This is a genomic window from Pseudomonas sp. Marseille-Q5299 (genome assembly GCF_943737035.1).
Lineage (GTDB): Bacteria > Pseudomonadota > Gammaproteobacteria > Pseudomonadales > Pseudomonadaceae > Aquipseudomonas > Aquipseudomonas putida_E.
This window is the reverse complement of sequence record NZ_CALSFR010000009.1, coordinates 1-26,723: the sequence shown is the minus strand read 5'-3', so window position 1 is coordinate 26,723 and position 26,723 is coordinate 1. Positions and strand designations below refer to the sequence as shown.

The 26,723-nt window shown below is 62.1% G+C and carries 23 protein-coding genes, 1 pseudogene and 1 riboswitch; of the genes and pseudogenes, 16 read left to right on the top strand and 8 right to left on the bottom strand.

Annotated elements, in window-relative coordinates:
• Positions 1 to 1,587, top strand: a complete 1,587-nt coding sequence (locus tag NGJ21_RS22645) for an ABC-F family ATPase (RefSeq protein ID WP_012314600.1) — start codon at positions 1 to 3, stop codon at positions 1,585 to 1,587.
• A 193-nt stretch (positions 1,588 to 1,780) separates the two neighbouring features.
• Positions 1,781 to 2,974: an MFS transporter gene (locus tag NGJ21_RS22640; protein ID WP_237858514.1), complete on the top strand. Its 1,194-nt coding sequence runs from the start codon at positions 1,781 to 1,783 to the stop codon at positions 2,972 to 2,974.
• A gap of 60 nt (positions 2,975 to 3,034) precedes the next feature.
• Here NGJ21_RS22640 and NGJ21_RS22635 read toward each other — a convergent pair whose 3' ends face one another.
• A complete protein-coding gene (locus NGJ21_RS22635; protein ID WP_115274714.1) occupies positions 3,035 to 3,646 on the bottom strand; it encodes an FMN-dependent NADH-azoreductase in 612 nt (203 codons plus the stop codon).
• A gap of 134 nt (positions 3,647 to 3,780) precedes the next feature.
• Here NGJ21_RS22635 and NGJ21_RS22630 point away from each other — a divergent pair, with 134 nt between their 5' ends.
• Positions 3,781 to 4,683, top strand: coding sequence for a LysR substrate-binding domain-containing protein (locus NGJ21_RS22630; protein WP_046786126.1), 903 nt, complete (start codon positions 3,781 to 3,783; stop codon positions 4,681 to 4,683).
• A 7-nt stretch (positions 4,684 to 4,690) separates the two neighbouring features.
• Positions 4,691 to 5,035 (top strand): MmcQ/YjbR family DNA-binding protein, encoded by a 345-nt coding sequence (locus NGJ21_RS22625; protein WP_371316860.1) that lies wholly within the window; start codon positions 4,691 to 4,693, stop codon positions 5,033 to 5,035.
• Between the two features lie 27 nt (positions 5,036 to 5,062).
• On the opposite strand, the gene NGJ21_RS22620 is transcribed toward NGJ21_RS22625, so the two are convergent.
• A complete protein-coding gene (locus NGJ21_RS22620; RefSeq protein WP_237858516.1) occupies positions 5,063 to 5,491 on the bottom strand; it encodes a DUF1294 domain-containing protein in 429 nt (142 codons plus the stop codon).
• A gap of 1 nt (position 5,492) precedes the next feature.
• On the bottom strand, positions 5,493 to 6,323 hold the full coding sequence (locus NGJ21_RS22615) for an undecaprenyl-diphosphate phosphatase (protein ID WP_012314606.1): 831 nt from the start codon (positions 6,321 to 6,323) through the stop codon (positions 5,493 to 5,495).
• A 261-nt stretch (positions 6,324 to 6,584) separates the two neighbouring features.
• Between NGJ21_RS22615 and NGJ21_RS26185 the strand changes: the two are divergent.
• From NGJ21_RS26185 to NGJ21_RS22565, 11 genes and pseudogenes are all read left to right on the top strand, one after another.
• Positions 6,585 to 7,385: pseudogene (locus NGJ21_RS26185) on the top strand (cache domain-containing protein); the annotation flags it as partial.
• Positions 7,386 to 7,517: 132 nt separating this feature from the next.
• Complete coding sequence (locus NGJ21_RS26180; protein WP_410003555.1) at positions 7,518 to 8,258, top strand: methyl-accepting chemotaxis protein; 741 nt, start codon at positions 7,518 to 7,520, stop codon at positions 8,256 to 8,258.
• A 124-nt stretch (positions 8,259 to 8,382) separates the two neighbouring features.
• Positions 8,383 to 8,961: a nicotinamide riboside transporter PnuC gene (pnuC, locus tag NGJ21_RS22605; protein ID WP_046786123.1), complete on the top strand. Its 579-nt coding sequence runs from the start codon at positions 8,383 to 8,385 to the stop codon at positions 8,959 to 8,961.
• On the top strand, positions 8,958 to 9,509 hold the full coding sequence (locus tag NGJ21_RS22600) for an AAA family ATPase (RefSeq protein WP_251962698.1): 552 nt from the start codon (positions 8,958 to 8,960) through the stop codon (positions 9,507 to 9,509). Before pnuC ends, NGJ21_RS22600 begins: the two co-directional genes overlap by 4 nt.
• A 296-nt stretch (positions 9,510 to 9,805) precedes the next feature.
• On the top strand, positions 9,806 to 10,243 hold the full coding sequence (fapA, locus tag NGJ21_RS22595) for a functional amyloid chaperone FapA (protein ID WP_046786121.1): 438 nt from the start codon (positions 9,806 to 9,808) through the stop codon (positions 10,241 to 10,243).
• A 1-nt stretch (position 10,244) separates the two neighbouring features.
• Positions 10,245 to 10,823 carry a fibril amyloid subunit FapB gene (gene fapB / locus NGJ21_RS22590; RefSeq protein WP_174141154.1) on the top strand — a complete coding sequence of 193 codons (579 nt, stop codon included), beginning with the start codon at positions 10,245 to 10,247 and terminating at the stop codon, positions 10,821 to 10,823.
• A gap of 48 nt (positions 10,824 to 10,871) precedes the next feature.
• Positions 10,872 to 12,359, top strand: coding sequence for an amyloid-like fimbrin subunit FapC (gene fapC / locus NGJ21_RS22585; protein WP_115274705.1), 1,488 nt, complete (start codon positions 10,872 to 10,874; stop codon positions 12,357 to 12,359).
• Positions 12,360 to 12,426: 67 nt separating this feature from the next.
• Positions 12,427 to 13,107, top strand: coding sequence for a fibril amyloid maturation endopeptidase FapD (gene fapD / locus NGJ21_RS22580; protein ID WP_115274704.1), 681 nt, complete (start codon positions 12,427 to 12,429; stop codon positions 13,105 to 13,107).
• Positions 13,108 to 13,139: 32 nt separating this feature from the next.
• The gene (fapE, locus tag NGJ21_RS22575; RefSeq protein ID WP_196996373.1) at positions 13,140 to 13,883 is read left to right on the top strand and encodes a fibril amyloid subunit FapE; all 744 of its coding nucleotides are present in this window, start codon (positions 13,140 to 13,142) and stop codon (positions 13,881 to 13,883) included.
• A 46-nt stretch (positions 13,884 to 13,929) separates the two neighbouring features.
• Positions 13,930 to 15,210, top strand: a complete 1,281-nt coding sequence (gene fapF, locus NGJ21_RS22570) for a fibril amyloid transporter FapF (RefSeq protein WP_115274703.1) — start codon at positions 13,930 to 13,932, stop codon at positions 15,208 to 15,210.
• Positions 15,211 to 15,343: 133 nt separating this feature from the next.
• Positions 15,344 to 17,539 (top strand): LTA synthase family protein, encoded by a 2,196-nt coding sequence (locus tag NGJ21_RS22565; protein ID WP_251962697.1) that lies wholly within the window; start codon positions 15,344 to 15,346, stop codon positions 17,537 to 17,539.
• A gap of 51 nt (positions 17,540 to 17,590) precedes the next feature.
• Here the strand turns inward: NGJ21_RS22565 and NGJ21_RS22560 are convergent, their stop codons facing one another.
• Positions 17,591 to 18,916 (bottom strand): sigma-54 dependent transcriptional regulator, encoded by a 1,326-nt coding sequence (locus NGJ21_RS22560; RefSeq protein ID WP_119687079.1) that lies wholly within the window; start codon positions 18,914 to 18,916, stop codon positions 17,591 to 17,593.
• A 341-nt stretch (positions 18,917 to 19,257) separates the two neighbouring features.
• Here NGJ21_RS22560 and NGJ21_RS22555 point away from each other — a divergent pair, with 341 nt between their 5' ends.
• On the top strand, positions 19,258 to 19,524 hold the full coding sequence (locus tag NGJ21_RS22555; protein WP_012314620.1) for a hypothetical protein: 267 nt from the start codon (positions 19,258 to 19,260) through the stop codon (positions 19,522 to 19,524).
• A gap of 113 nt (positions 19,525 to 19,637) precedes the next feature.
• Here NGJ21_RS22555 and NGJ21_RS22550 read toward each other — a convergent pair whose 3' ends face one another.
• From NGJ21_RS22550 to cobW, 4 genes are all read right to left on the bottom strand, one after another.
• The gene (locus NGJ21_RS22550) at positions 19,638 to 20,228 is read right to left on the bottom strand and encodes a vWA domain-containing protein (protein ID WP_115275539.1); all 591 of its coding nucleotides are present in this window, start codon (positions 20,226 to 20,228) and stop codon (positions 19,638 to 19,640) included.
• Between the two features lie 77 nt (positions 20,229 to 20,305).
• Positions 20,306 to 21,307 carry a magnesium chelatase ATPase subunit I gene (locus tag NGJ21_RS22545; RefSeq protein WP_119687080.1) on the bottom strand — a complete coding sequence of 334 codons (1,002 nt, stop codon included), beginning with the start codon at positions 21,305 to 21,307 and terminating at the stop codon, positions 20,306 to 20,308.
• 1 nt (position 21,308) lies between these two features.
• The gene (gene cobN, locus NGJ21_RS22540; RefSeq protein ID WP_251962696.1) at positions 21,309 to 25,070 is read right to left on the bottom strand and encodes a cobaltochelatase subunit CobN; all 3,762 of its coding nucleotides are present in this window, start codon (positions 25,068 to 25,070) and stop codon (positions 21,309 to 21,311) included.
• A gap of 3 nt (positions 25,071 to 25,073) precedes the next feature.
• A complete protein-coding gene (gene cobW / locus NGJ21_RS22535) occupies positions 25,074 to 26,141 on the bottom strand; it encodes a cobalamin biosynthesis protein CobW (protein WP_046786111.1) in 1,068 nt (355 codons plus the stop codon).
• Positions 26,142 to 26,240: 99 nt separating this feature from the next.
• Positions 26,241 to 26,450: riboswitch (cobalamin riboswitch) on the bottom strand.
• Positions 26,451 to 26,723 lie beyond the last annotated feature (273 nt).

Below are 26,723 nucleotides of genomic sequence, written 5' to 3'. Positions count from 1 at the left end.
TTGATCTCCACCGCTAACATCACCATGCAGTTCGGCTCCAAGCCCCTGTTCGAAAACGTCTCGGTCAAATTCAACAACGGCAACCGCTATGGCCTGATCGGCGCCAACGGTTGTGGCAAGTCGACCTTCATGAAGATCCTCGGCGGCGACCTAGAGCCTTCCGGTGGTCAGGTCATGCTCGAGCCGAACACCCGCCTGGGCAAGCTGCGTCAGGACCAGTTCGCCTACGAGGAATTCACCGTTATCGACACGGTGATCATGGGCCACGCCCAGCTGTGGAAGGTCAAGGCCGAGCGTGACCGTATCTACTCGCTGCCGGAAATGACCGAAGAAGACGGCATGGCCGTCGCCGAGCTGGAAACCGAATTCGCCGAAATGGACGGCTACACCGCCGAATCGCGCGCCGGTGAACTGCTGCTGGGCCTGGGTATTCCGCTGGAACAGCACTTTGGCCCGATGAGTGAAGTGGCCCCGGGCTGGAAACTGCGCGTACTGCTGGCCCAGGCGCTGTTCTCCGACCCGGACGTGCTGCTGCTCGACGAACCGACCAACCACCTGGACATCAACACCATCCGCTGGCTGGAAACGATTCTGACGGCGCGTAACAGCACCATGATCATCATTTCCCACGACCGGCACTTCCTGAACAGCGTGTGCACTCACATGGCTGACCTGGACTACGGTGAGCTGCGCCTGTTCCCGGGCAACTACGACGAGTACATGACCGCGGCCACCCAGTCGCGCGAGCAGTTGCTGTCGGACAACGCCAAGAAAAAAGCCCAGATCGCTGAACTGCAGACCTTTGTCAGCCGCTTCTCGGCCAACGCCTCCAAAGCCAAGCAGGCAACCTCGCGTGCCAAGCAGATCGACAAGATCCAGCTGGCCGAGGTCAAGCCTTCGAGCCGGGTCAGCCCGTTCATCCGTTTCGAGCAGACCAAGAAGCTGCACCGCCAGGCTGTCGTCGTGGAAAAAATGGCCAAGGCCTTCGACGACAAGGTGCTGTTCAAGAATTTCGACATCACTGTCGAAGCCGGCGAGCGCGTAGCGATCATCGGCCCCAACGGTATCGGCAAGACCACCCTGCTGCGCACCCTGGTCGGCGAGATGACGCCGGATGCAGGCTCGGTGAAGTGGACCGACAGCGCCGAAGTGGGCTACTACGCTCAGGACCATGCGCACGATTTCGAAGACGACATGACCCTGTTCGACTGGATGGGCCAGTGGACCTCGGGTGAGCAGGTCATCCGTGGCACCTTGGGGCGCATGCTGTTCTCCAACGACGAGATCCTCAAGTCGGTCAAGGTGATTTCCGGTGGTGAACAGGGCCGCATGCTGTTCGGCAAGCTGATCCTGCAGAAGCCGAACGTGCTGGTGATGGACGAACCCACCAACCACCTGGATATGGAGTCGATCGAGGCGCTGAACCTGGCGCTGGAAAACTACCCGGGCACTTTGCTGTTCGTCAGCCATGACCGCGAGTTCGTGTCGTCGTTGGCGACCCGCATCATCGAACTGTCGCCGGACGGTGTGGTGGACTTCAGCGGCACCTATGACGACTACCTGCGCAGCCAGGGTGTGCTGGTCTGAAGTCGCTAGCCGGCCTGGCCCTTTGAGGTGACCAGGCCGGCCTCTTTATATGGCGACCACGCTCCACAGGTACTACGCAGTAACTGTGGAGCGGTTTCCCTTTGAATAACTCGTTAGCCTGCTTTCATTTCCTTCGCGCAACGGCCATGATGGGGCCACGCCCACCGCCCACCGCCCGCCCGCGAACGAGCCAATGACCGCGCCACAGCCCGCCCCCGCCAGCAGCAACGCCTCCATCACCCTGCAGATCCTCTCGATCGTTTTCTACACCTTCATCGCGTTCCTCTGCATCGGCCTGCCGATCGCGGTGCTGCCCAGCTATGTACACGACCAACTGGGCTTCGGTGCGGTGATTGCCGGGGTAACCATCGGCCTGCAGTACCTGGCTACCCTGCTCAGCCGGCCTTTCGCAGGCCGTGTGGCCGATACGCTGGGCGGCAAGCAAGCGATCCGCTACGGTTTGCTGGGCATCGCGGCCTGTGGAATATTGACGCTGGCCTCGGCCTGGACCTTGAATGCGCCCTTGCTGAGCCTGGCGCTGCTGCTTGGCGGGCGCGTGCTGCTCGGGCTTGCACAGGGCCTGATTGGCGTTGCCACCCTGAGCTGGGGTATCAGCCAGGTGGGGCCTGAACATACGGCCAGGGTCATATCCTGGAACGGCATCGCGTCATATGGTGCCATCGCCATCGGGGCCCCCGTTGGCGTGCTCGCAGTCGATAGCCTGAATTTCAGCGTGCTCGGCCCAGCCTTGATACTGCTCGCCGCCCTGGCAATGCTGGTGCTGCGCAAACGCCCGGACGTGGTGGTGGTGCGCGGTGAGCGCCTGCCGTTCTGGTCTGCGTTCAGCCGTGTGGCGCCTTGCGGCCTTGGGCTGACCCTGGCTTCGATCGGCTATGGCACCCTGACCACCTTCGTCACACTTTACTATCTGGAACGTGGATGGGCAGGCGCCGCTTTGTGCCTGAGTGCCTTCGGTGTGTGTTTCATCATTTCGCGGCTGTTGTTCGTCAACGCCGTCAACCGCTTTGGCGGTTACAACGTGGCGGTTGCCTGCATGGCCACAGAAGTGCTCGGCCTGAGCCTGTTGTGGCTTGCGCCCTCCCCGCTCTGGGCGCTGGTGGGGGCCGGCCTCACCGGTTTCGGCCTGTCGCTGGTGTACCCAGCCTTGGGCGTTGAAGCCATCAAGCAGGTGCCCAGCAGCAGCCGGGGTGCCGGGCTGGGGGCCTATGCGGTGTTCTTCGACATGGCATTGGCCATCGCCGGCCCGGTCATGGGCGCAGTGGCGGCACACCTTGGCTATGCGTCGATATTCTGCGTCGCGGCCCTGCTGGCCCTCACTGGGGTTGGCCTGACGTTGTTGCTGGCGCGGCGCAGCCGTCGCGGCTGAGCGTTACCCATGAAAAACGGCCGCCGCGCAAGCGACAGCCGTTCGTTTAATACAAGTTGTTCATGCCGTGGCGAACAGCTCACTGGCAATCTGCGCCTGAGCAGCATCGATGGCTTTGCTGCGGTGCTCCGGGCCATAGGCCAGGCCGTGGGCGCGAACGATCTCCAGGTCGGTGATGCCGATGAAGCCCAGGAACACCTTGAGGAAGTCTTCGTGGCCCGCGCCGGTCGGCTGGCCAGCGTGCAGGCCGCCAGCGGTGGAAACCAGTACTACTTTCTTGTCACCGCACAGGCCTTCAGGGCCTGCCTCGGTGTAGCGGAAGGTCTTGCCGGCCACTGCAACGCGGTCGATCCAGGCCTTGAGCTGGGTCGGTACAGTGAAGTTGTACATCGGCGCACCAATCACCACGGCGTCGGCGGCAAGAAACTCGTCCAGCGTTTCGGCGCTGAGCTTGGCTTCGAAGGCAAGGGCTGCATCGCGAACGTCTTCCGGCGTGCCGGCTGCAACCAGGGTGGCAGCAGAGAAGTGGGCAATGGCGTCGGCGGCGAGGTCACGATAGACCACTTCGATGCTCGGGTCAGCGGCTTTCCAGGCCTGGACCACTTCACGGCTCAGTTGGCGCGAGGCGGAATTGTCGCCCAGGATGCTCGAATCGATGTGCAACAGTTTCATGGGACTCTCCTGTGAATGAAGACCGCAGCATTGGGCGATCACGATGGAGAGAATCCTACCGGACCGTCGAATAGCTGAAAAGCCAGCAAAAATGCGTTAGTTTGTCCCACAGATAGAACAGTGAGACAGCCCTCATGCAAGACCTCAACGATCTCTTCTACTTCGTTCGCGTAGTCGAAGCCGGTGGCTTCGCCGCCGCCGGGCGCCAGCTGGGCATCCCCAAGTCGCGTCTGTCGCGGCGCATCGCCGAACTGGAAGAGCGGTTGGGCACGCGGTTGCTGCAGCGCACCACGCGCCAACTGAAGCTCACCGCGGTGGGTGAACGCTATCTGCACCATTGCCAGGCCATGCTGCTGGAAGCCGAGGCCGCTGACGAGGCGGTGGCCAGCATGAGCAGCGAGCCGCGGGGGCGCTTGCGGGTGTCCTGCCCGGTAGCGTTGGCCCATGCGTTCCTGCCGGACGTCATCAGCCGATTTCTGGAGCTGTACCCCCAGGTGCAACTGGACATGGTGTTGCTCAATCGCCGTGTCGACCTGATTTCCGAAGGCATCGACGTTGCCCTGCGCGTGCGAGAGCTGGGCGACGAAGACCCGGCGCTGGTCACGCGCCGGCTGCGCCAGGCGCAGATGCAACTGGTGGCCGCGCCCGGCTTTGCCGATCATGTCCGTGAGCCGTCCGAGCTGGCCTCCTTACCGGTACTGGGCGCTGCTGAAGCAGACAGGCTGGTGCATTTGCGCCTGCTGGGGCCCAATGGTCGCCAACAGGAAATCGCCCTGGAGCCACGGTTGGCCATCGATGATTTTGTGGTGCGCAATGCCGCCGTACGTGCCGGGCTGGGATTTACTGCGTTGCCGAGCATGTTCTGCGAGCATGAACTCGAACGCGGCGAGCTGGTGCGGCTGCTGCCGGACTGGTCGCTGCCGGGGGGCTATCTGCAGGCGGTTTACCCGCATCGGCGTGGGTTGCTGCCTGCAGTACGGGTATGGATCGATCATCTGGCAGCATCGTTCGAAGCGTGTGGAGACCGTTATGTCTAGACAGACCATGACCGAGGAACAGGTGGCGGCGTTCTGCCTGGCGCTGCCCGGCGCACGGGAAGACTACAAGTGGGGCGGAATCCGGGTATTTTCGGTTGCCGGTAACAAGATGTTCGCAGTACTCGACCTGGCGGGGGCTGGCTTGTCGTTCAAGGTGGCCGATGAGCTGTTTCTGGGCTACTGCGACAGGCCAGGCGTGCGCCCGGCACCGTATCTGGCACGGGCGCGGTGGATCAGCATGGCGCCGCCCTACCCCATGGGCCGGGAAGAATTGTGTGACCTGCTGCAGCGCTCGCACCAGTTGGTGGTGCGGCGGCTGGCGAAGCGCTTGCAGGTGGGCCTGCTGATGTGAGGGCCCGCGAAGGGCAGTAAGAGGCCATCACCCCAGAGACAGTACATGCCCACCCAGAAACAGGTGATCAACCCAGAACACCTGGTGCAGCAATACAATCGCCCAGAACACTATCTGGTATGAAGCCTTGCGGGTCTTGTGCCGGTAAAGCTGCTGGGCGATCAGCGCACCTGGCCAGCCACCCAGTAGCTCACTGGCATGCAGTACCTTCTCTGGCGTGCGCCAGGCCTGGGTACGGGCCTGCTGCTTATCCTGCCAATACAGCAGAACTGTAACCAGGCTTACAGCGGGATAAATCGCCAACGGCAGCCATGACTGCCCGCTCCAGGCCATCTGCGCCGCGCCCGCCAGCGGCAGCAGGCACAGCACCCCAAGCATCAGCAGCTTGAGGCGTACATTGCGTACGCCCTCTACCTTGCGCGCAGCATGCCGTTCTGCCGTTTGTGTCCGAGCCATATCAGCCGTGCGCCGTCGACCAGTCGACCCAGCCGAACTGCCAGGTGGCCAGGATCAGCAAACCGAAGGCTATGCGGTACCAGGCGAAGGCCGCATAACTGTGGTTGGCGATGAACTTGAGCAGGCCGCGCACTGCGATCATGGCGAAGATGAACGAAGTCACGAAGCCAATCGCGAACACTGGCAGATCGCTCGGCTGGAACAGGTCACGGTATTTGTAACCCGAGTACACTGCCGCACCGACCATGGTCGGCATTGCCAGGAAAAACGAGAACTCGGTGGCTGCCTTGCGCGACAGGCCGAACAGCAGGCCGCCGATGATGGTCGAGCCGGAGCGCGAGGTGCCCGGGATCATCGCCAGACACTGCACGAACCCGATCTTCAAGGCATGCGACCAGCGCATGTCATCGACGTGGTCGACCGCCACGCTGTGGGTGCGGCGCTCGGCCCAGAGCATGATCACACCGCCGATCACCAGCGCCGTCGCCACGGTGATCGGGTTGAACAGATATTCATGGATCAGGTCGGCGAACAGCACCCCCAGCACCACCGCCGGCATGAACGCCAGCAGCAGGTTGGCGGTGAAACGCCGCGCCGCCGGCTGGCTTTTCAGCCCGAACACCACATCGAGGATCTTGCGCCGAAACTCCCATACCACCGCCAGGATGGCCGCCAACTGAATGATGATGTTGAAGGCCATGGCCCGTTCGCCACCAAAGCCGATCAGGTCAGCAACGATGATCTGGTGACCGGTACTGGAGATCGGCAAAAATTCTGTCAGTCCTTCGACCACGCCCAAGATGATTGCCTGAAAGGCAGTCCAAAAATCCATCATTCCCCCGGTTGGAGCGCTGCTGCTTGCAGGCCCCTTGTTCTTGATTTGCTTGTGATTGCCGCATGCGGCGCGGCCTTTTTACAGCGTCAGTTGGGACCCGTGCCAGTAGAAAAGTTCACGTGGCCTAAAGGTTTCATCTCGCGCGGCCGAAATCCTAGCAGAGCGGCTTTGCAAAGGCTTGCCCGGCATGCGGTATCACAGCCATTAACTAGCACTTAGCCATTAGTCGGGTTTGGCCAAGCGCCAAAGCATGCTTGGATGCACCTTCATAAAAAGAACAATGCGGGAGTGCCGTTCATGAAGACCTTGAGGTCAATGTCGATCAGCCGCCGTTTGTGGCTGATACTGCTGGTTGCAGTGGCAATGCTGGTGATGCTCGGCCTGCTGATGCTGCGTCAGATCCATGGCGACCTGTACCAGGCCAAGGCGGAAAAAACCCGCCATGTGGTGCAGACCGCTGCGGGCGTGCTGGCGTATTACCAAGGCCTGGAGGCCGCAGGCACGCTCAGCCGCGATGCGGCCCAGCAACAAGCCCTGCAGGTGGTGCGCGCGCTGCGCTACGACCAGAACGACTACTTCTGGATCAACGACCTGGCGCCGAAAATGATCATGCACCCGGCCAACCCCAAGCTCGATGGCCAGGACCTCTCCGCCATTCGCGATCCTGACGGTTTCGCCGTATTCAACGAAATGGCTGCCCTCGCCCGCAGCCAGGGCGCAGGCCCGGTCAATTACCGCTGGCCCAAGCCTGGTGCCAGCGAACCGGTGGCCAAGACTTCTTATATTCAGCTGTTCAAGCCATGGGGCTGGATCATCGGCTCTGGCGTGTACATCGATGATGTGCAGGCTGAATTCGCCCGCCAGTTGCGCCATGCCTCGCTGGTGGGCCTGGGTATCGCCCTGCTGATGGCTCTGGTGGTCATGCTCATCGCCCGCAGCATCGCGCGCCCGTTGCAGGAAGCGGTACAGGCGATGGGCAACATCGCCAGCGGCGAAAGCGACCTGACCCGACGCCTGGATACCCATGGCCGTGACGAAATCACCCACTTGGGCGAGCACTTCAACCGTTTCAACGGCAAGTTGCAGCGTGTGGTCGGCCAACTGCAGGGCGCGGCGCACTCGTTGGCGCAGTCCGCCGGGCATGTCGGTGACAATGCCGGTGCCGCGCAACAACGCAGCGCACAGCAATCGATGCAGATGGACCAGGTGGCAACAGCGGTCAACGAGGTGACCTACGCGGTGCAGGACGTGGCCAAGACCGCGGAGCAGGCTGCAGGCGAAATGCGCGCAGCGCAGCAGCAGGTGGAGCACGGGCAGCAAGCGATCCATGGCAGCCTGCAGCAGATCGACCGGCTTTCGGCAACTATCGAGCAGGCGGTACAAGTGATCCGTGACCTCGCCGGGCACAGCACGAAGATCGGCGGGGTGCTGGAGGTGATACGCTCGATCGCCGAACAGACCAACCTGCTGGCCCTCAATGCGGCCATCGAAGCGGCCCGCGCCGGCGAGCAGGGCCGTGGCTTCGCGGTGGTGGCTGATGAGGTGCGGCTGCTGGCCCAGCGCAGCGCGCAATCGACGGCAGAGATACACACCATGATCGAGCACCTGCAAGGTCAATCGGACGCCGCGGTCAAGGCCATCGACACCAGCAGCGAAGCTTCGCGCCAGACAGTCGAGCAAGCCCGGGAGGCCGGCTCCAGCCTGGACGCCATCAGCCAGGCGCTGCACAACCTCACCGTGCTCAATGCCACCATTGCCAGCGCGACCTTGCAGCAGTCGCATGTGGTTGAGGAGATCAATCGCAATGTGCTGGACACCGCCGGGTTGTCGCAACAGACCGCCGATGCAGCGCGCCAGTCCAGTGATGCCGGCGTGGCGCTGGGGCGCCTGAGCGAAGAGTTGGAGCAACTGCTGCGCCAGTTCCGGGTATGAGGACACTCGTGGGAGCCGGCCCGTCGGTTCCCACTGGCATGCGCCAGCACGTGCTGCTGGCCTTCTACTCCTTCCTGCGCCCACACGCTACAATCGCGCCCCTTACCCTCTCCAAGGATCGCCGATGTCCGGCCTCGAACTCATCGCCGCCGTGCTTGGCGTCACTGCCGTCTGGCTCACCGTCAAACAAAACGCCTGGTGCTGGCCTATCGGCCTGGTGATGGTGCTCATTTATGGCTGGCTGTTCTTTGAGGTGAAGCTGTACTCAGGGATGCTGCTGCAACTGGCCTACGCCGGTTTGCAGTTGTACGGCTGGTGGCAATGGAAACGACCAGACCGGGTAGAGGACGCACGCGCAGTGTCGCGCCTGCCCGTGAAGGCTGTGTTCACCGGGCTGGCAGCGGGCCTGGTGCTCAGCGTTGCCCTTGGCGCAGCCATGGCCCACTGGACCGACGCCGCTCTGCCTTGGCTGGACGCTACGCTGACGGGCTTGAGCCTGGTCGCGCAACTGTGGATGGCGCAAAAACGCCTGCAGTGCTGGCCACTTTGGTTGGTGGTCGACCTGTTCTATGTTGGCCAGTACCTGCACCAGCAACTGTATTTCACGGCGGGCTTCTTTGCCGTGCTGACCCTCATCGCCGTGCGTGGCTGGCTGGAATGGGGCCGTGATCCGGCGTTGCAACCAAGCAAGGTGCAACCATGAAGGTCCTGGTACTGTGCGGCCCGGAGTCCAGCGGCAAAAGCTGGCTTAGCGGCGAAATCCAGGCGCACTTTGGCGGTGTGGTGGTCAGCGAGTACGTGCGGCATTTCATCGACCAGCACTGCCGCGACACCTGCTACGCCGATATCACCCCCATCGCCCGCGGCCAGTTGGCCTGGGAAGACCAGGCCCGGGAGATGGCGCCGCCGTTGCTGATCCTCGATACCCACCTGCTCAGCAATATGCTCTGGAGCCAAGCGCTGTTCCAGGATTGCCCACCCTGGCTTGAACAGGCCTTGCTTGCACGCCACTACGACCTGCATCTGCTGCTCAGTCCGCAAGGGGTTGACTGGGTTGCCGATGGCCAGCGCAGCCAGCCCGACCTGGCTGACCGCCAGGCATTCTTCGATGACAGCCTGCAATGGCTGCAACGCCATCGGCAAAGGCTGCAAATCATTGATGGCCACTGGCCCCAGCGTAGCGCCTCAGCATTACGTGCCGTGCAACAGTTGCTGCTGGGCACAGCGCCGCACTGCCCCACCGAGTGTTAAACCGGTGATACACCACGCTGGGCGTTGACCCCCGTATTTGCGCACTTCCCCACCAATTGCGGGGGAGTGTCAAGCAGGTGAGACATTGTTGAAAAGAGCGCTGCAGGCAATGTGCATAGCGTGCAAAACGGCGAGCGGCGGCAAATCTGTCTCAGCGCTGATACAACAACTTCCAGCCGCTCCCAGCTAGATTCTGCAAGCCACTGAATTCAAAGCCTTATCCAAAAGCGGCACGCCTCCTGCTCTCCTCCTCGCAACGCTGAACTAGGCCAGCGCTCGAAGAAGGAATCGCCGTCGTGAGCACACTGGATAAAGGCATTACCCGCCTCTTGCTTGTCGGTTGCGTACTGGGGGCAAGCATGGCGCTGCCGGTCCAGGCCGACAACGGCATCATCGTCATCACCCGCGATGTACAACCTCGGATGGCGATACGTGCGCCACTGGCGCCTGACCCCAACCCCACTACCGCCAACGCCAACCCATCCGCATACGTGCTCAAACAGAGCAACGAATTGAGCGATGGCGACTTCGCCAACATCACCAGTGGCACGGGAATCTCTTCGCTGATCACCCAGCAGACCGACAACCTGGGCGGCAACATCAGCAACCAGAACCAGCTACCGAACCTGGCAGCAGGCCGTGGCACAGGCTCGGGCAACGGTATTTCCAACATGGTCAACTCAAGTGTTCAGCGTGGCCTCGCCCCTCTGCAGATCCTTACCGGAGGCAAATGAGATGAGGCAGACGCTGTCTATCATGGCCGTGTTGTTCAGTGCATCGGCCCTCGCCCAATCCCCCGTTCCTGTGCTCAACAATGCCACCATCGACAGCTCCGGCGCGCAATACCAAGGCAACTTCAGCGTAAACCAGGCCGCCGGCGACCGGCAGCAACAGGCCAATGCCCGGGCTTTTGCGATGGGCCACGGGGCAGATGCAACCACGCAGATTCGCCAACGCCAGCAGTCGATCATCGACCCCAACATGGGAGCCACCGCCAGCATTCAGGGCGACGCCTTCAGCCATGGCAGCGGCGCTCTTGGCGTCAACCAGAGCGCAGGCGCCAGCACCCAGCAGGCCAATGCCCTGCGCATCAGCATCAGTACACAACCGCAAAGCATCGATGACAGCGTCCTGTTGCAGCAGAACGTGGCGCTGATCAACAGCTCCGATCCAACTGATACCTCACCCGGCTATCGCCAGGTCACTACCGGTGACCAGGCATTCACCGGTAGTCGCGGGGTCATCCAGCTGAATCAGAGCGCCGGGGTGGGCAACCAGACGGCAAACACCCTGAGCGTACGGGTCGCGAACTGACCCAAACAGGTGAGAACAACACTTAACCTAAAAAGACGGAGAAACACCATGAAACCCTCGATGGCAATCAAGCCTCTGGTTTTCGCAATTGCTGCGGTCATGGCTGTTGCTGCACAAGCGGATCAGAACGACAGGCGTGGCAACGGCCACAACCACAACTACACACCACCGGCAAAAGCCGTGTACACCAGTGCCACTGCTGAAGCGACCGACATTCAGAGAAGCACTAACAACAGCATCCGCAACGAAGGCACCATCAACGAAGCCGAGATGAGCAGCTCCGGTACTGGCGCAAGTGGCAACGTGGGCGTCAACGTGGCAGCCGGTAACGGCAACCAGCAGGACAACGCCGCGGCCATCGCCAACACGTCGTCCGACAATGCCGACATCGACAACAGCTTCGTCTTCGGCACAGCCACCGCAACCGCCGATGTTGTCCAGCGCAGCAACAATAACACCGTCAACAACTGGTCGACCCAAAGCTCTGCGGTCATGAGCGGCTCGGCCGATGGCAGCAGCGGCAACATTGGTATCAACGTGGCTGGCGGCGACCTGAACCAGCAGAAAAATACCATGGCCATTGCCAACAACAGTGCCGGTATCGGTAACTCGACCGCCACCGCTTCGGCCGATCAGAATGGCCCTGGCCTGGAAGTCAACAACCGCGCCGACCGTACCTATACCGTCGATACGTTGACCTTCACCACCAGCAAGAGCGGGTCGTCCTCGCGTAGCGGCTCGTTCGATGCGAGCGTCGACAAGAGCTCCAGCTCGAGCTTCAGCGTGGCTGGCTCCAACAGCAGCAGCGCCAGCGGTTCGAAGAGCAGCAGCTCCAGCGGCTCTAGCAGCATGAGCGCCAGCGGCTCCAACAGCAGCAGCGCCAGTGGCACCAACAGCATGGCTGCCAGCGGCTCCAGCGGTTGGGATGCCAGTGGTTCGGCCAGCCGGGACCACAGCTCTTCGTCTAGCGCTTCGCTGAACGCCTCGCTCGATGCCAGCATTGAGGGCAGCGCCTCTTCCTCCGAAACGTTTGGCCGCTTCGAGCGTTCTCGCAGCTCCGACTTCGATGCATCGCTCAACGCATCGCTTGACGCCTCGGTGGACAAGTCGCATGACTCGGCCAGCAACTCGTCGTTCGACAAGTCCTACAACTCGTCCTTCGACAAGGCGTATGACTCTTCGTATGACCGTACCCGTGACTCGTCCTATGACAAGTCTCGCGATACCGCCTACGAGAAGGCACACGATTCGGCATGGGAAAAAGCGAGCGCTTCGGCCTACGAGAAAGCTGGCGAAAAAGCGTCGGAATCTTCGGACAGCATCTCGAAGAGCTTCAGCGAGTCTAGCGAGTTTGCGCTGAGCAACACCGTGTCGTTCCAAGTGCTGACCCCGACCGGCTGGGCCAACCCTGTGACCAACACCGCGACCCTGAGTGGTTCGGTCAATGGTGGCAGCGGCAACCTGGGCGTCAACGTGGCAGCAGGTGTGGGCAACCAGCAAAGCAACTCGCTGGCCATCTCCAACACCTCGATGTAACAACTGCGGCCTGGAGGCCCCCTTCGGGGGGCCTCTTTCTAACAAGAAAAAGCAGGGGGCGTCGAACATGCGCATGATCGCCTTGGCAGTGTTGCTGAGCATGGCCGGTGTCAGCGAAGCAGCCCAGATGCCATTGTCCGTGCTACCGGGTGGCGCGGTGATCTACAAACCCATCCAGAGCATCCGCGAGCGCAAGTTCGCTGACCTGGTACAGCAAAAAACCGACTTCAGTTGCGGCGCCGCATCTCTGGCAACCATCCTGCGCCAGGCCTACTGGCTTGACGTCGACGAACAACACGTGATCGAGGGGATGCTGGCACACGCTGACCAGGATCTGGTCCGCACCCAAGGCTTCTCGATGCTCGACATGAAGCGCTACGTGGAAAGCCTGGGCATGCGTGCCCGCGGCTACCGGGTAGCCCCGGACACCTTGCACAGTATCCGCATACCGGTAGTCGTGCTGCTGGACATCCGCGGCTACAAGCACTTCGTGGTGATGCAAAAAGTCGATAAAGGCTGGGTATACGTCGGCGACCCGGTACTAGGGCACAAGCGCTTCAAGATCGATGACTTCGTCAAAGGCTGGAACGGCATCATCTTCGCCGTCATCGGCCAAGGGTACGACAAGAACAATATCCTGCTCGATCCGCCGCTGCCGCTGAGCGCCAAGAACCGTGTCAGCAACTTCACCCCGGTGCAGGACGCCGAGCTGATGGACTTCGGCTTCATCCAAAGCGATTTCTTCTAATGACAATGGGCAAGACGCTCCGGGAGCATCCCATGAAGACTTCAATCTGGCTGGCCGCCATTTGCCTGGCCGCCAGCCTTCCGACACAGGCAGAAACGTTCAAACCGATCGAGCTGAAGGATCAGGAACTGGCCAACCTGCGCGGGCGGTACGTTATGCCTGGGCGCATCGTCAGCTTTGGCATCGTCATGACCAGTACCTGGCAGAACGCCAACGGTGAAGTGATTGGTGCAACCTCCGCGATGCAGATCCAGCAGTCGACCATTAAGCCGCAGTTCTATGTGTCGATGATCAATGAAAAAGGTACAGGCAGGCCGCAATCGGGCAGCGCCGGCACCGGTACCGTCACCGGCGGCGGTGGCCTGAACAGTACCGAAGGCGTAACCCAGGTCGTGCGTGCTGCCGGCGATTACAACACCGCCCATAACAATGTCGACATCAATGTCACCAAGGCCAACGAAGCGTCAGCGGCACAACCCCAAGGCCAGGCCCTGGCCGCAGGTACCACGCTGGTCGGTGCCAATGGCGCAGGCTCGCTGAGCGTTACCTCCAGTGGCCGCGGCGTGCAGCTGAACATCATCGCCAGCAACAACCAGGGCAACACCGTGCAGCGCCTGGGTCAGGGTGGCCTTATGCAGAACACTACCCTGCTCGGCACCAGCAACCGCGTCAGCAACCTGACGTCGCTCAATGTGGTGCTGCGTGATGCGCCCACAGCCGGATCGATGGCCCCAAACCTTGATCAGCTCAAAGGCCTTCGTAATCTCGGATACTGATCTACGCTCAGTCTCATCGTATGTAGTCAGAAGGGACGGCTAACCCATGCACCGTTTGTTGACGTTCAGAGCTATCGTTTGTTTGACAACCTTGGCCCCGGCCACTCTGCTACAGGCGGCAACCGACCCACAGGTCGAAACTCTCAAACAGGAACTGATGGCGCTCAAAGAGCGCTATGAAGCCCAACAGAATGCACTGATGGTACTGGAACAACGCCTGCGCCAGGTGGAGGAGGCGCCGCGAGCGCCAGCGCCCAAACGCCTGACAAAGTCCCCCGCCGAGGGCGTCAAGGGTGGGCAGACCGTGGCATCGGGCGCTCCCGGGACCACCGGCAGTTCCTATGGCCAATCGCTGCAGGACGACTCGGAACCTGCGCAAAGTGTGTCCAACCTGTACGACGAAGCCAGCGGTTTCTTCGGCGGCGGCAAGTTCAGTGTCGAAACCGGGCTGACCTACACCCACTACGACACGCGCGCCTTGACCCTTAACGGCTTCCTCGCCCTCGATTCGATCTTCCTCGGCAACATCAACATCGACCGCATCAAGGCAGACAACTGGACGCTGGACCTGACGGCACGCTACAACGTCGATCAGCGCTGGCAGTTCGACATAAACGTTCCCATTGTCTACCGCGAATCGACCTACTCTTCCGGCGGTGCGGGGGGTGCTGCCGGTGTCAGCTCCGATGGTACCGTTACCCGCGACCCCGCCCTCGGTGATATCAACGTCGGCGTGGCCTACAAGTTCCTGGATGAGTCGGAGAACTGGCCCGACGCAGTCGCCACATTACGCATCAAGGCGCCCACCGGCGACGACCCCTATGGCATCAAACTCATCCCGGTCGCCGGTAATGACAACCTGGCTGTCCCTGAGGACCTGCCGACCGGCAACGGTGTCTGGGCGATCACGCCCGGCATCTCGCTGGTCAAGACCTTCGACCCGGCCGTGCTGTTCGCCAGCCTGTCCTACACCTACAACATGGAGGACTCGTTCAGCGACATCAGCCCCACGGTCAACACCAAGGTGCCTGGTGACGTGAAACTCGGCGACTCTTGGCAGATCGGCGGCGGTATTGCGTTTGCCTTGAACGAAAAAATGAGCATGTCGTTCTCGGTCACCGATCAGTTCTCGAGCAAGAGCAAGATCAAACCCGACGGTGGTGACTGGCAGTCAATCACCAACAGCGACTACAACGCGGCGAACTTCAACATCGGCATGACCTTCGCGGCCTCCAACAACCTGACCATCGTCCCGAACCTTGCCATCGGCCTGACCGATGATGCCCCTGACTTTTCCTTCAGCCTGAAGTTCCCTTACTACTTCTGACGTCACTGTAACCGGGCTCCCGGCGGGCCCGGCTTTTGGTAACCAACCCTTAAGTCAGCCGCTTTCATGACCCCACCCTGCTATGATTGCCCATACATTTGTGACGTTTTAACGGCAATCAAGGAAAGTTTTCGTGAAAAACCCGCACGGCCATCCGCATACCCGGCTCGTAGCCCTTGCGACCCTGGTAATAGTGATACCCCTGGCTGCGCGCACCCTGCTGGGTTGGTCCAACCCGCTTGGCTATCTTTCGGACCTTGCCTTGGGCAGCCTGCTGGTGCTGCTGTTGTACCGCAGGCCCTGGTGGCTGGCCACGCCCGTGCTGCTGGCGTGGGCTGCATTGTGGGTCGCTTCGGCAGAGCTGGTCAGTGCAGTGGGCCGGCTGCCTACCAGTGCCGACCTGAGTTACCTGTTCGATACACAATTCATGGAAAACTCCACCGACGGCGGGCTTGCCCATGCCTGGCTGCCGTGGGTCATGGGCGCTGGCTTGCTGGTTTGGGCGCGCTCTGCCTGGCGCAGCCGCACAACGCCTGACGCACCGCTGGGCCCCAAGGCGCTGGCCATACCGTTGACGTTGTTTGGTTTGCACTGGGGCGCTCAGCATCTGGCGCCGTCCGACGCCGATCAGTGGCGCCAGTACAACCTTCCCCATCAGCTCCTTTCCGTCGGCGTCGGTACGCTGCAGCACAAGGCACTGAGCTGGGCCGGGCAAACGCAACCGATCACCCCCCTTCCCACTGCCGGCCTGACCCAGTCAGACCTGAACGGCCAGAAGTTGCCAAGCGGGCGTGCCCGCAACCTGCTGGTGATCACCCTCGAAGGCATCCCCGGCGCCTACGTGCGGCCCAATCGTCAGGCCCTGCACAGCCGTTTTGATGAAAACCTGATGCCCAACCTCAGCCGCTGGGCAGAGCGTGGGATGAACACGCCAGACTACGTATTGCATACCCACCAGACCATTCGTGGCCTGTATGCGATGCTTTGCGGTGATTACGACAAGCTGGCCAACGGTACCCCAAAGGGCATGGAACTGCTCACCCAGCATCAGCGCAACCAGGCTTGCCTGCCAGCCCAGTTGCGTCAGGCCGGCTTCACCACGCATTACCTGCAAGGCGCTGGCCTGCGCTTCATGGCCAAGGACCGCATCATGCCGCACATCGGTTTCGACTCGGTGCACGGCCTGGAATGGTTCAGCAACGAGAACTACCTGCAATTCCCCTGGGGCAAGGATGACCGCGCGTTCTTCGAGGGCGCGCTGGACTACGTGGGCCAGCTCAGGCAACAGGACCGCCCCTGGATGCTTACCCTGCTGACCGTGGGTACCCACCAGCCATACTCGGCGCCCGCTCAATACCTGGAGCGGCATGACACAGCCAAGCAGGCTGCGGTGGCTTATCTGGATGACGCAATCGGTGCATTTCTCGACAACCTCGAACGCCAAGGCGTGCTTAAAGATACGCTGGTCGTAATAACCTCCGACGAGTCCCACGGTATCGACGGCGTGCGCCTTGCCTCCTCCTGGGGCTTCAACCTGACCTTGGCCCCGGAGCAGGCGCAGCTACCCCATATCAAACATGGCACCTATGGCCATATCGATCTGGCAACGTCCTTGCTCGATTATTTCGCCCTGCCAATACCTGCCGCCTTGGGCGGCCGCTCGCTTTACCGCGATTACGATACGGGTCGCGAGATGATTTCCTACACCAACGGCATGTTGCGCTACCACGATGGCCGGGGTGTATTCACCGAATGCGACTTCCAGCAGCGCTGCCGCCGCTATGCCAGCGAGGGCTTCATTGCCGAAAAGGCCAAGTACCTCGGCGCTGGTGACAGCCGACTCGGTGCTCAACTCGGCGCCCTGGCCGGCGTGCTGGATCAGTCCTTGCTGCAGACGCCGCTCAACCTGCGCTATCAGTTCGGCGGCCCCTCGCCCATCCAGTTGCAAGCGCGAATTCGCGATGACTGGGCCGATAACCTGATTGGCGCCCAGTACCTGGAGATGCCTGGGGGGTCACGCACACGAGTACGGGTCAAGGTACGCGCACTCGATCCACAGCATGCCGCCTATATTCAACTCAAGGCCAAGGAACTGGAGCAGGATGTGCCATTGGGGCTGCCTGACGAAATTCGTGTGACTGCCGCCGAGCCGCTGGAGATGGAGTTCGGCTTCGACAACCCAACGCAGCGCAAGGCGTTTTCGTTCCACCTGCTGGGGTATGGCGCAGGGGAAGTCGAAGTCAGCGATTTCAGTGTGATCACGGCGCTGCCAGGCGAAGAGGAGACGGCCGAAAAGGGTTCGGACGGGCATATCGCTCAGTCGAGCTGATCGGCTCTCTGTGGGAGGCGGCTCCCAGGGTAGGCGCCGCTACAAAAAAAATCAGCGAATCTGGTGCTTGTGCAACAGCCGATAGAACGTAGGCCGTGATATTCCGAGCACCTTTGCGGCAAAGCTCAGGTTGTTGCTGTGCCTGTTGAGCACATCACACAAGGCCTGACGCTCCGCTCGATGCTTGTAGTCTTCCAGGGTACCCAACGGCAGATCTTCCTGTTCCAGTACATGCAGGCCAAGGTCTTGAGCCTCGATCTGTCGCCCTTCTGCCAGCACCAGCCCCCGACGCACGCGGTTGGCCAGCTCCCGCACATTGCCCGGCCAATTATGGCGGCCCATTGCAGCCAAAGCGTGGTCACTGAATGTGCGCGGCCTGCGGCCTGTTTCCAGGCTGTAGAAATGGGAAAAATGGTTGGCCAGCATCGACAGGTCACCATGCCGGTCTCGCAAAGGTGCTGTCACTACCTGCAAGACATTGAGCCGGTAGTACAGGTCTTCGCGAAAGCGGCCTTGTTCGATGGCACGCTCCAGGTCCACGTGCGTCGCCGCCAGCACCCGCACATCGACCGGTATCGGCTGGCTTCCACCTACCCGCTCGATGTGCTTTTCCTGCAAAAACCGCAGCAGGTTAGCCTGTAGTTCCAACGGCAGGTCGCCAATTTCGTCGAGGAACAAGGTGCCGCCATGGGCTGCTTCGATACGGCCGACCTTGCGCTGGTGGGCGCCAGTAAAAGCGCCCTTCTCATGCCCGAACAGCTCCGACTGGATCAGGTGCTCGGGTATCGCACCGCAATTGATGGCGATAAACGGCATTTCGCAGCGCTGCGACTGCCGATGCAGGGTGCGAGCGACCAGTTCCTTGCCTGTACCGCTTTCCCCACGTATCAGCACCGGTGATTCGGTTGGGGCCAGCTTGCCCAGCAGTTTGCGCAATTCGAGAATCGGCCGGCTGTCGCCGAGCAGCTCGTCCTTGAGGCCATCGATCGGCACGGTGCCCTTGCCCCGCAAGCGGGCCATGCCAAACGCGCGCCCCAAGGTCACCAGAACCCGAGACACATCGAACGGCAAGGTATGGAAGTCGAAGAACCACTCGCAAACGAAGTCACCCACATTCTGAATTCGCAGTTGTTCGGCGTTGAGCACCGCGATCCATTCGGTGTTGCTGCGCTTGATCATGTCCTTGACTGCATCCGGGTGTCGCAAATGCGAATCCTGCAAGCGCAGCAGGCCAATATCGCAACGGTGCTCCAGCGCCAGGTCAAGGCTACAGCTGTGAACATCCCAACCGGCGTTTTCAAGGCCTGGCAACAGGCGGTGGCAATCGTCGCAGGGGTCGACGATGAGCAAGCGACGAAGGGATGCGGTTTCGTGCATGACCGTTCCTTGGCGCCAGATTATGGTTTTTTACGAGAAAACAGTAAGTTGCGGCGCCCATTTAACAGTAGCAACGAACTTGACGCTGCCCACTACCGTCTGTCCGCCCATTTCTGACGGTTTTCGGGCATTCGGGAATTTTTCGTAATAAACGGCGTCACAGGCGGCGCAGGAAACAAAAAATGTGTGCGTCGTAAAAAAATTTACAACCACTGTGTGACTTCACCCCTAACTTGGAGCATCAGTACAAATAACCCCGCGCTGCGGATCGCGACAACCTGAAGCGATAGCAGTTACGCGGACTTGAATTTCGATGTTTGGGACCATAGAGAGACCGAACCATGAATGCCCCGCTCCGTGTCAACGAAGCACTGCTGATCGCCGACCACGCCTTCGAACCCTTCCAGTGCGTCGCCTGGGATGCACCCAACGGTACTGGTGAGCTGAGCCTGGCAGTGATCGACCGGACCAGCACCCGTATCGGCAGCAAGCAAGTGTCTTCGCGCATCTATTCCGACCCGGCCCAGTGGGCCAGCCTGATCGAAGAAGTGCGTGCCGAACTGTGCCAGAAAGGCTATGCCCTGCAACCTTGGTCGATGCCCAAGTAATATCAGAGTTTGCGTGCAAGTGCGTGTTCTACACGCACTTGCGCAACTTTCCAGTGCCACTCAGGCAACTTGCATAACTGCGACAAAGTGTCGCCCCACCCTCGCGCAGTGCATCACTCTTTTAGCTTGAATTGCTCGATATGCTGATAGCGTGCTTGCAATTGCACGGCAAGTTGCTGTGCCCGCCCCAGACGAACCGGCGCCATTTCCATGTCCACCAATAGTGTGGCACAGGGCATCGGCTGCAGATCATTTGAGCGCTGCAGACGTCCATCGGTGAATACCAGGCAGCGCTGCTGCTCCTGTGGGTGGGCTTTTTGCCTTGCCTGCAGCCAGCGCCTGCCCTGCTCCAGGGCTGCGATCAGCGGCGTACCGCCGCCAGCACCCAATGCGTTCAACCAGGGTTGCAGTGACGCCGAGGCTTTCAGGCCATGACGCTGCCACTGCGGTGCACCGCCGCTGGCGGTCAGCAAGGCTAGTCGCGCACGCTGGCGGTAAGCCTGATCAAACAACTCTGCCAGCAGCCCTTTACTCTGTGCCAGTGCCTTGTGCCGGCGGGTGGAGGCCGAAGCATCGACGATCACCAGCCACAGCTGGGCAGCACTGCCTTGGCGCTGTTGCCAGCAAAGGTCCTGGCGCACGCGTGGTCGCCCTTTCAGCAAAGTAGACAGCCAGGCCACGCGGCCCTTCCCCGCTGCACGCACGCGGCCACGGCTGGCACCGCTCAGCTTACCGACCCGGGGCAAGGCATCCGCCACATTAGTGCCTGACGGGCGGATGCTCAGGGCTTTTTTGCCCAGTTCGGCACCTCACGCCGGGCACCGCTGGCCACAGGCTGCGCAGGCAGCGCGCCCCAATCACCCTGCCCGCCCTGGCTATGCCCATCGCGACCGCCTGCCTCGGGGGGATTGGAAGGTGGTGCCACCTCTGGCGGTACGCGGCGTCGATGGCGCAATGCGAATTCCGCGACCGCATCGACATCAAGCTCCTCGATCGCCTCGCCACCGCGCCAGGCACAATGGGCGCGGGCGGCACGTAGCCAGACCAGGTCTGCACGCAGGCCGTCGACCCCAGCGGCGAAACAGCGCTCGGTGATCCAGGCCAAGGCCTGATCGTCCAGCGCTATCGCTGCCAGCCCCTGACGCGCCGCATGACAGCGTTCGCGCAACTGTGCCTGAGCAGCGGCCCACTGTTCACAGAACGCCAGGGGGTCGGTGTCGAATGCCAAGCGACGACGAATGATCTGCTGGCGCGCCTGTGGCGCGGGCAAGCCATCGAGCACCACATTCAGACCGAAGCGGTCGAGCAACTGCGGACGCAACTCGCCTTCTTCGGGGTTCATGGTGCCAATCAGAACGAAACGGGCACTGTGGCGGTGGGAAATGCCGTCACGCTCTATACGGTTGGTGCCGCTGGCAGCCACATCGAGCAAAAGATCGACCAAGGTGTCGGGTAGCAGGTTGACCTCATCGACGTACAGCACGCCGCCATCAGCCTGGGCCAGCACCCCTGGCGAAAATTGCGCCTTGCCCTGCCCCAGTGCCGCATCGAGGTCGAGCGTGCCGACCAGCCGTTCCTCACTGGCGCCCAGCGGCAGGGTGACGAACGGCCCCTCACCGAGCAGGTCGGCCAAGCCGCGAGCCAAGGTACTTTTGGCCATGCCACGCGGGCCCTCGATCAGCACGCCGCCGATTTTCGGGTCGATTGCGGTCAGGCACAGCGCCAGCTTCAGGTCGTCTGCACCGACCACGGCCGCCAGGGGAAATTGCACGGGTTCACTCATTTCAAGCTTGTTCCTCGCCGTCGAGCAACTGCTCCTCAAGGGCTTCGCGGTATTCACCAGGCGCTTCCCAGAGCCCGCGCTGCTGGGCCTCCAGCAATCGCTCGGTGAGGTCTCGCAAAGCCTCGGGGTTATGCTCACGCATGAAGTCGCGGGTCGCCGGGTCGAGCACATAGGCATCGGCCAGCGACTGATAATGATGGTCATCGATCAGGTGTGTGGTGGCATCGAAAGCGAACAGGTTGTCGACCGTCGCCGCCAGTTCGAAGGCCCCCTTGTAGCCGTGCCGCTTGGCCCCGTCGATCCATTTGGGGTTGAGGGCTCGGGCGCGAATAACCCTGTTCAGTTCCTCTTTGAGGGTGCGGATACGCGGCCGATCGACCTGGCTGTGGTCGCCGTGATAACTGGCCACCACCGCACCGGACAAGGTTTCGGACGCCGCCAGCATGCCACCTTGAAACTGGTAATAGTCGTTGGAATCGAGCAGGTCGTGCTCATGATTGTCCTGGTTCTGCAGCACCGCCTGGACCTGGCCCAGCCGCCTGGCGAACTGAACACGCGCCGGGGTACCTTCGTCACTGCCACCGTAAGCGTAGCCGCCATGGTTGAGGTACACCTCGGCCAGATCGTCCCGGCTATGCCACAGGCGGCCATCGATTGCATTCTGCACCCCGGCCCCGTAGGCGCCGGGCTTGGCGCCGAATACCCGCCAACCGGCCTGGCGTGCAGCCTGTTCGGCCTCCACCCCTTCAGCCTGCAGCGCCGCTCGCTCGGCACGCACCCGCGCCGCCAGGGGGTTGAGGTCATCCGGTTCGTCCAGCGCCGCTACCGCCTGTACCGCGGCATCGAACAGGCGGATCAGGTTGCCGAAGGCATCGCGGAAAAAGCCCGAGACACGCAGGGTCACATCCACCCGTGGGCGATCGAGCAGGCTCAACGGCAGGATCTCGAAATCGTCGACACGCTGGCTACCGGTAGCCCATACCGGGCGCACGCCCATCAGCGCCATGGCCTGGGCAATATCGTCACCGCCGGTGCGCATGGTTGCAGTGCCCCACACCGAAAGGCCAAGCTGGCGCAGATGGTCGCCGTGGTCCTGCAAATGGCGTTCAAGGATCAGGTTCGCTGAGGCGAAACCCAGGCGCCAGGCAGTCGTGGTGGGCAGGTTGCGTACATCCACCGTATAGAAGTTGCGGCCCGTGGGCAGTACATCCAGGCGACCGCGGCTGGGTGCCCCGCTGGGGCCGGCTGGTACGAAGCGCCCCGCCAAGGCTGCGAGAAGGCCATTGATCTCGGCCGCCCCGCAGGCGTCCAGATCTGGAGCTACCTGTTCCTGTAATGCCTGCACCACCTGACGTACCGGCTGCCATTGCATCTCGTCGGGCAATTGCAGAGTACCGCTCAAAGCTTGCTCGATCACCTGCAGTGCCAGCAACTCAAGGCGTTCCCGGCTGTCGCCAAAGGTACGCCACGGAGCGTCGCTGACGGCCTGCAGTAGCTCCGGACGCGGCCCCGCCCAGTTTTGCCCCAGGTCACAGTCCAAAGGGTCAAAGCCCAGCAACAAAGCCTTGGCGAGCGTGCGCAACAAGCTGGCGTTACCACCCCGACCATCACCGCGCTCGACCCGAAGCAAAGCAAGCAAGGTGTCGATGCGCAGGCGGGCTTGCGGAGACTGGCCAAATACGTGCAGGCCATCACGGATCTGTGACTCTTTGAGATCGCACAGGTAGGTATCCAGGCGTGGCAGCCACACGGCGGCGTCGTCCAGTTGCCCTTCCAGTTGCAGCTCGCGGTCGATGTGGTTGGCCTTGACCAGCTCGAGGATGTCGCGCTGCAGTTCACGGGCGCGGCGCGGGTCGAGCATCTGCGCTTCATAGAACTCATCAGCCAGCTGTTCAAGCTCGCGCAACGGGCCGTAGGTTTCGGCTCGGGTCAACGGTGGCATCAGGTGGTCGATGATCACTGCCTGCGTGCGGCGCTTGGCCTGGGCTCCCTCGCCCGGGTCGTTGACGATAAACGGGTAGATGTTCGGCAGCGGGCCGAGTAGCGCATCCGGCCAGCACTGGTCAGACAGGCCGACGCCTTTGCCGGGCAGCCACTCCAGGTTGCCATGTTTGCCCACATGGATGACCGCATCGGCGGCAAAGGCGTGGCGCAGCCAGAAATGGAATGCCAGGTAGCCATGCGGCGGAACCAGATCCGGGTCGTGGTACACCGCACTGGGGTCGACCTGGTAACCGCGTGCCGGCTGGATGCCGACGAAGGTCAGGCCATAGCGCAGCCCGGCCACCATCAGGCGGCCGCTGCGGTACATCGGGTCCTGCTCGGGCGCCCCCCAGCGTTCCAGCACAGCCTTGCGGTTGGCTTCGGGCAGGCGCTCGAAAGCGGCCTGATAATCTGCCAGGCTCAGGCTCTGGGCGCAGGGGCGCTGGTCGAGGTGATCGAGATCGTTGGTGACGCCGCCGAGCAATTGGTGAATCAGTTGGGTGCCGCTGTCCGGCAATTCGCCCAGCGGGTAGCCTTCAGCCTGCAGCGCCTTGAGAATGTTAAGCGCCGCCGCAGGGGTATCGAGCCCAACACCATTGCCGATGCGCCCGTCCCGGGTCGGGTAGTTGGCCAGCACCAGCGCAATGCGCTTTTGCCCATTGGGCAGGCGCGCCAGCGCCACCCAGCGCCTGGCCAGCTCGGCGACAAAATCCATACGCTCCGGATGGGCGCGATAGCACACCACGTCAGACTGGCTGCGCTCGCTGCGCCAAGCCATGTCCTTGAAGCTCACCGGCCGGGTAATGATGCGCCCGTCCAGCTCGGGCAAGGCAATGTGCATGGCCAGATCGCGAGCGCCCAGGCCTTGCTCGCTGGCTTCCCAACCGGGTTGGTTGTCTTGCGCACAGATGGCCTGCAGCACCGGTATGTCCCGGCGAAACGGCCGCAGGCTGGGACGCTCCGGACTGGACATGGCAAAGCCCGTGGTATTGATCAGGACCTCGGCGCCCGCTTCGTCCAGCCAGTTTTCGACCTGTTCCAGGCAGGCGCTTTCCTTGAGGCTGGCAACGGCGATCGGCAGCGGATTGAGGCCGGCCGCCTGCAGGCGCTGGCAAAACACGTCGATGAACGCGGTATTGGCTGCCTGCAGGTGCGAGCGGTAGAACAGTAGCGGCGCTACCGGGTGCTCCGGGTGCCACTGGGCGTACCAGTCCTGGAGCGTGGCATTGGGAGTACCCGGGTGATACACCGAGGTGCGTGGCAACGGTTGCGGTGCATCCCAGCTGTAATCGCGGCCCAGCCACTGGCTGGCCAGGTACTTGAACAGATTGACGGCGTTGGCCTTGCCGCCCTGACGCAGGTAGTGCCAAAGGCGCTCGGCTGGCTCTCCAGTGACGGTGCCAAGCCCGGTCAGTTCCGGATCGGGGCGGTCGTCACCGGGCACCAGGATCAATTGCACGCCGCGTGAAGCCAGTTCGACCAGTTGTTCCACCCCATAGCGCCAGTAGCCGACGCCACCGTGCAACGACACCAGGATCACCTTGGCGTGGCGCAGCACCTCGTCGACATACAGGTCGACGGAGGCATGGTTCTGCACCTGCATGGGGTTGGCCAGGCGCAGGCTGGGGTAGTCGTCCGGCAGTTGCTCGGCGGTTTCGGCGAGCAACGCCAAATGCGAGTCGCCGCTGCAGAGGATCACCAGCTCGGCGGGTGTCTGGCCGAGGTCGGCGATGCTGTCGTCCGGCACGAAGCCGCCGGGCTGGGTCCGCAGCAGGTGCATGGGTCAGGCGCCCAGTGCCTGGCGCAGACGCGCTTGCAGGTGCGCGGCATCAAGGTCTTGGCCGATCAGCACCAGGCGGGTGATGCGCGGCTCATCGGCACGCCAGGCGCGGTCGAAGTGCTTGTCGAAACGGGTGCCTACACCCTGCACCAGCAGGCGCATCGGCTTACCGGGAATGGCCGCGAAGCCCTTGGCGCGGAGGATGCCGAACTCCACCACCAGTTGGGTCAGGGCATCGAGCAGCAGCGCTTCGTCGGCCTCTGGCAGGTCGATGGAGATGGAGTCGAAGGCATCGTGATCGTGATCATCGTGGCCTTCACCGTCGTGATGCGAATCATGGTGAGTGCGGCGCCCATCAATGTGCGCCTCGGACTCTGCCCCGACGCCCAGCAGCACGTTCAGCGGCAGGCGGCCGCTGCTGGCCTCGATCACCTTGACCGCAGGCGGCAATTCTTCGGCCACTTCGGCGCGCACTTTGGCCAGGCCTTCGGCGTCGATCAGGTCAGCTTTGTTCAGTACCACCAGATCGGCACTGGCCAGTTGATCGGCGAACAATTCGTGCAGTGGCGACTCATGGTCCAGGTTGGGGTCGAGCTTGCGTTGGGCGTCGACCTGGTCCGGGTAGGCGGCGAAGGTACCGGCGGCGACAGCTGGGCTGTCGACCACGGTGATAACCGCGTCGACGGTGCAGGCGTTGCGGATTTCCGGCCACTGGAAGGCTTGCACGAGCGGTTTTGGCAGTGCGAGGCCGCTGGTTTCGATGAGGATGTGGTCGAGGTCGCCACGGCGCGCCACCAGTTCACGCATGACCGGGAAGAATTCTTCTTGCACGGTGCAGCAGAGGCAGCCGTTGGCCAGTTCGTAGACGCGGCCGCTAGCCTCTTCTTCAGTGCAGCCGATGCTGCACTGCTTGAGGATTTCACCATCGATGCCGAGTTCGCCGAACTCGTTGACGATGACTGCGATGCGGCGGCCTTGGGCGTTGTCGAGCATGTGCCGGAGCAAAGTGGTCTTGCCCGAGCCGAGAAAGCCGGTGACGATGGTGACGGGGAGTTTGGCCAGTGTTTTCATGTCGCGTTGCCCTTGGCAGGATGGCGCGGGCATGCGGGACGAAAGCCGCGGCCAGGTCGGCCGGGCTCGTTCGCCACCGGATCACCCCGCCCGGTTGATAGTCGAAAACGTTGCGAGGCAGGTCTCCTGGCTTGCACCGTTGCGGCCCTTTCGATCACGGGGCTGGCGGGATGACGCCTTCCCGCGCTTGGGCGCAGTGGCTGTGTCGATCCGTTACCGGTGCTTACAGTTGCGGGGGCAGCCGCGGCTTGTACCGCGTTCCCGTCTTAGCTTCGGCCTGGCCGAAGAACCTCGAAGCGGCAAGGCTACGCGGGGGGTGGCAGGTGGTCAACTGTTGGCGTGCACCACCCACGCCCCTCTCCAATTAACCCTGCTCTTGCTCTTGCTGTTGCTGTTGCTCTTGCTGTTGCTCTTGCTGTTGCTCTTGCTTTTCTAGCGCGCAAGTATAGGCACCACAGATTGCGACTTCAGGAGGCCGAGCGCAGGTCTTGCGAAGGGAGGTGACGGGCATGGATGCCCGTCAAGCGCTGCGGCCCATGGATGGGCCGTCAGCGCGGTCCTCCCGGGAGCAAGGCCGGAGCG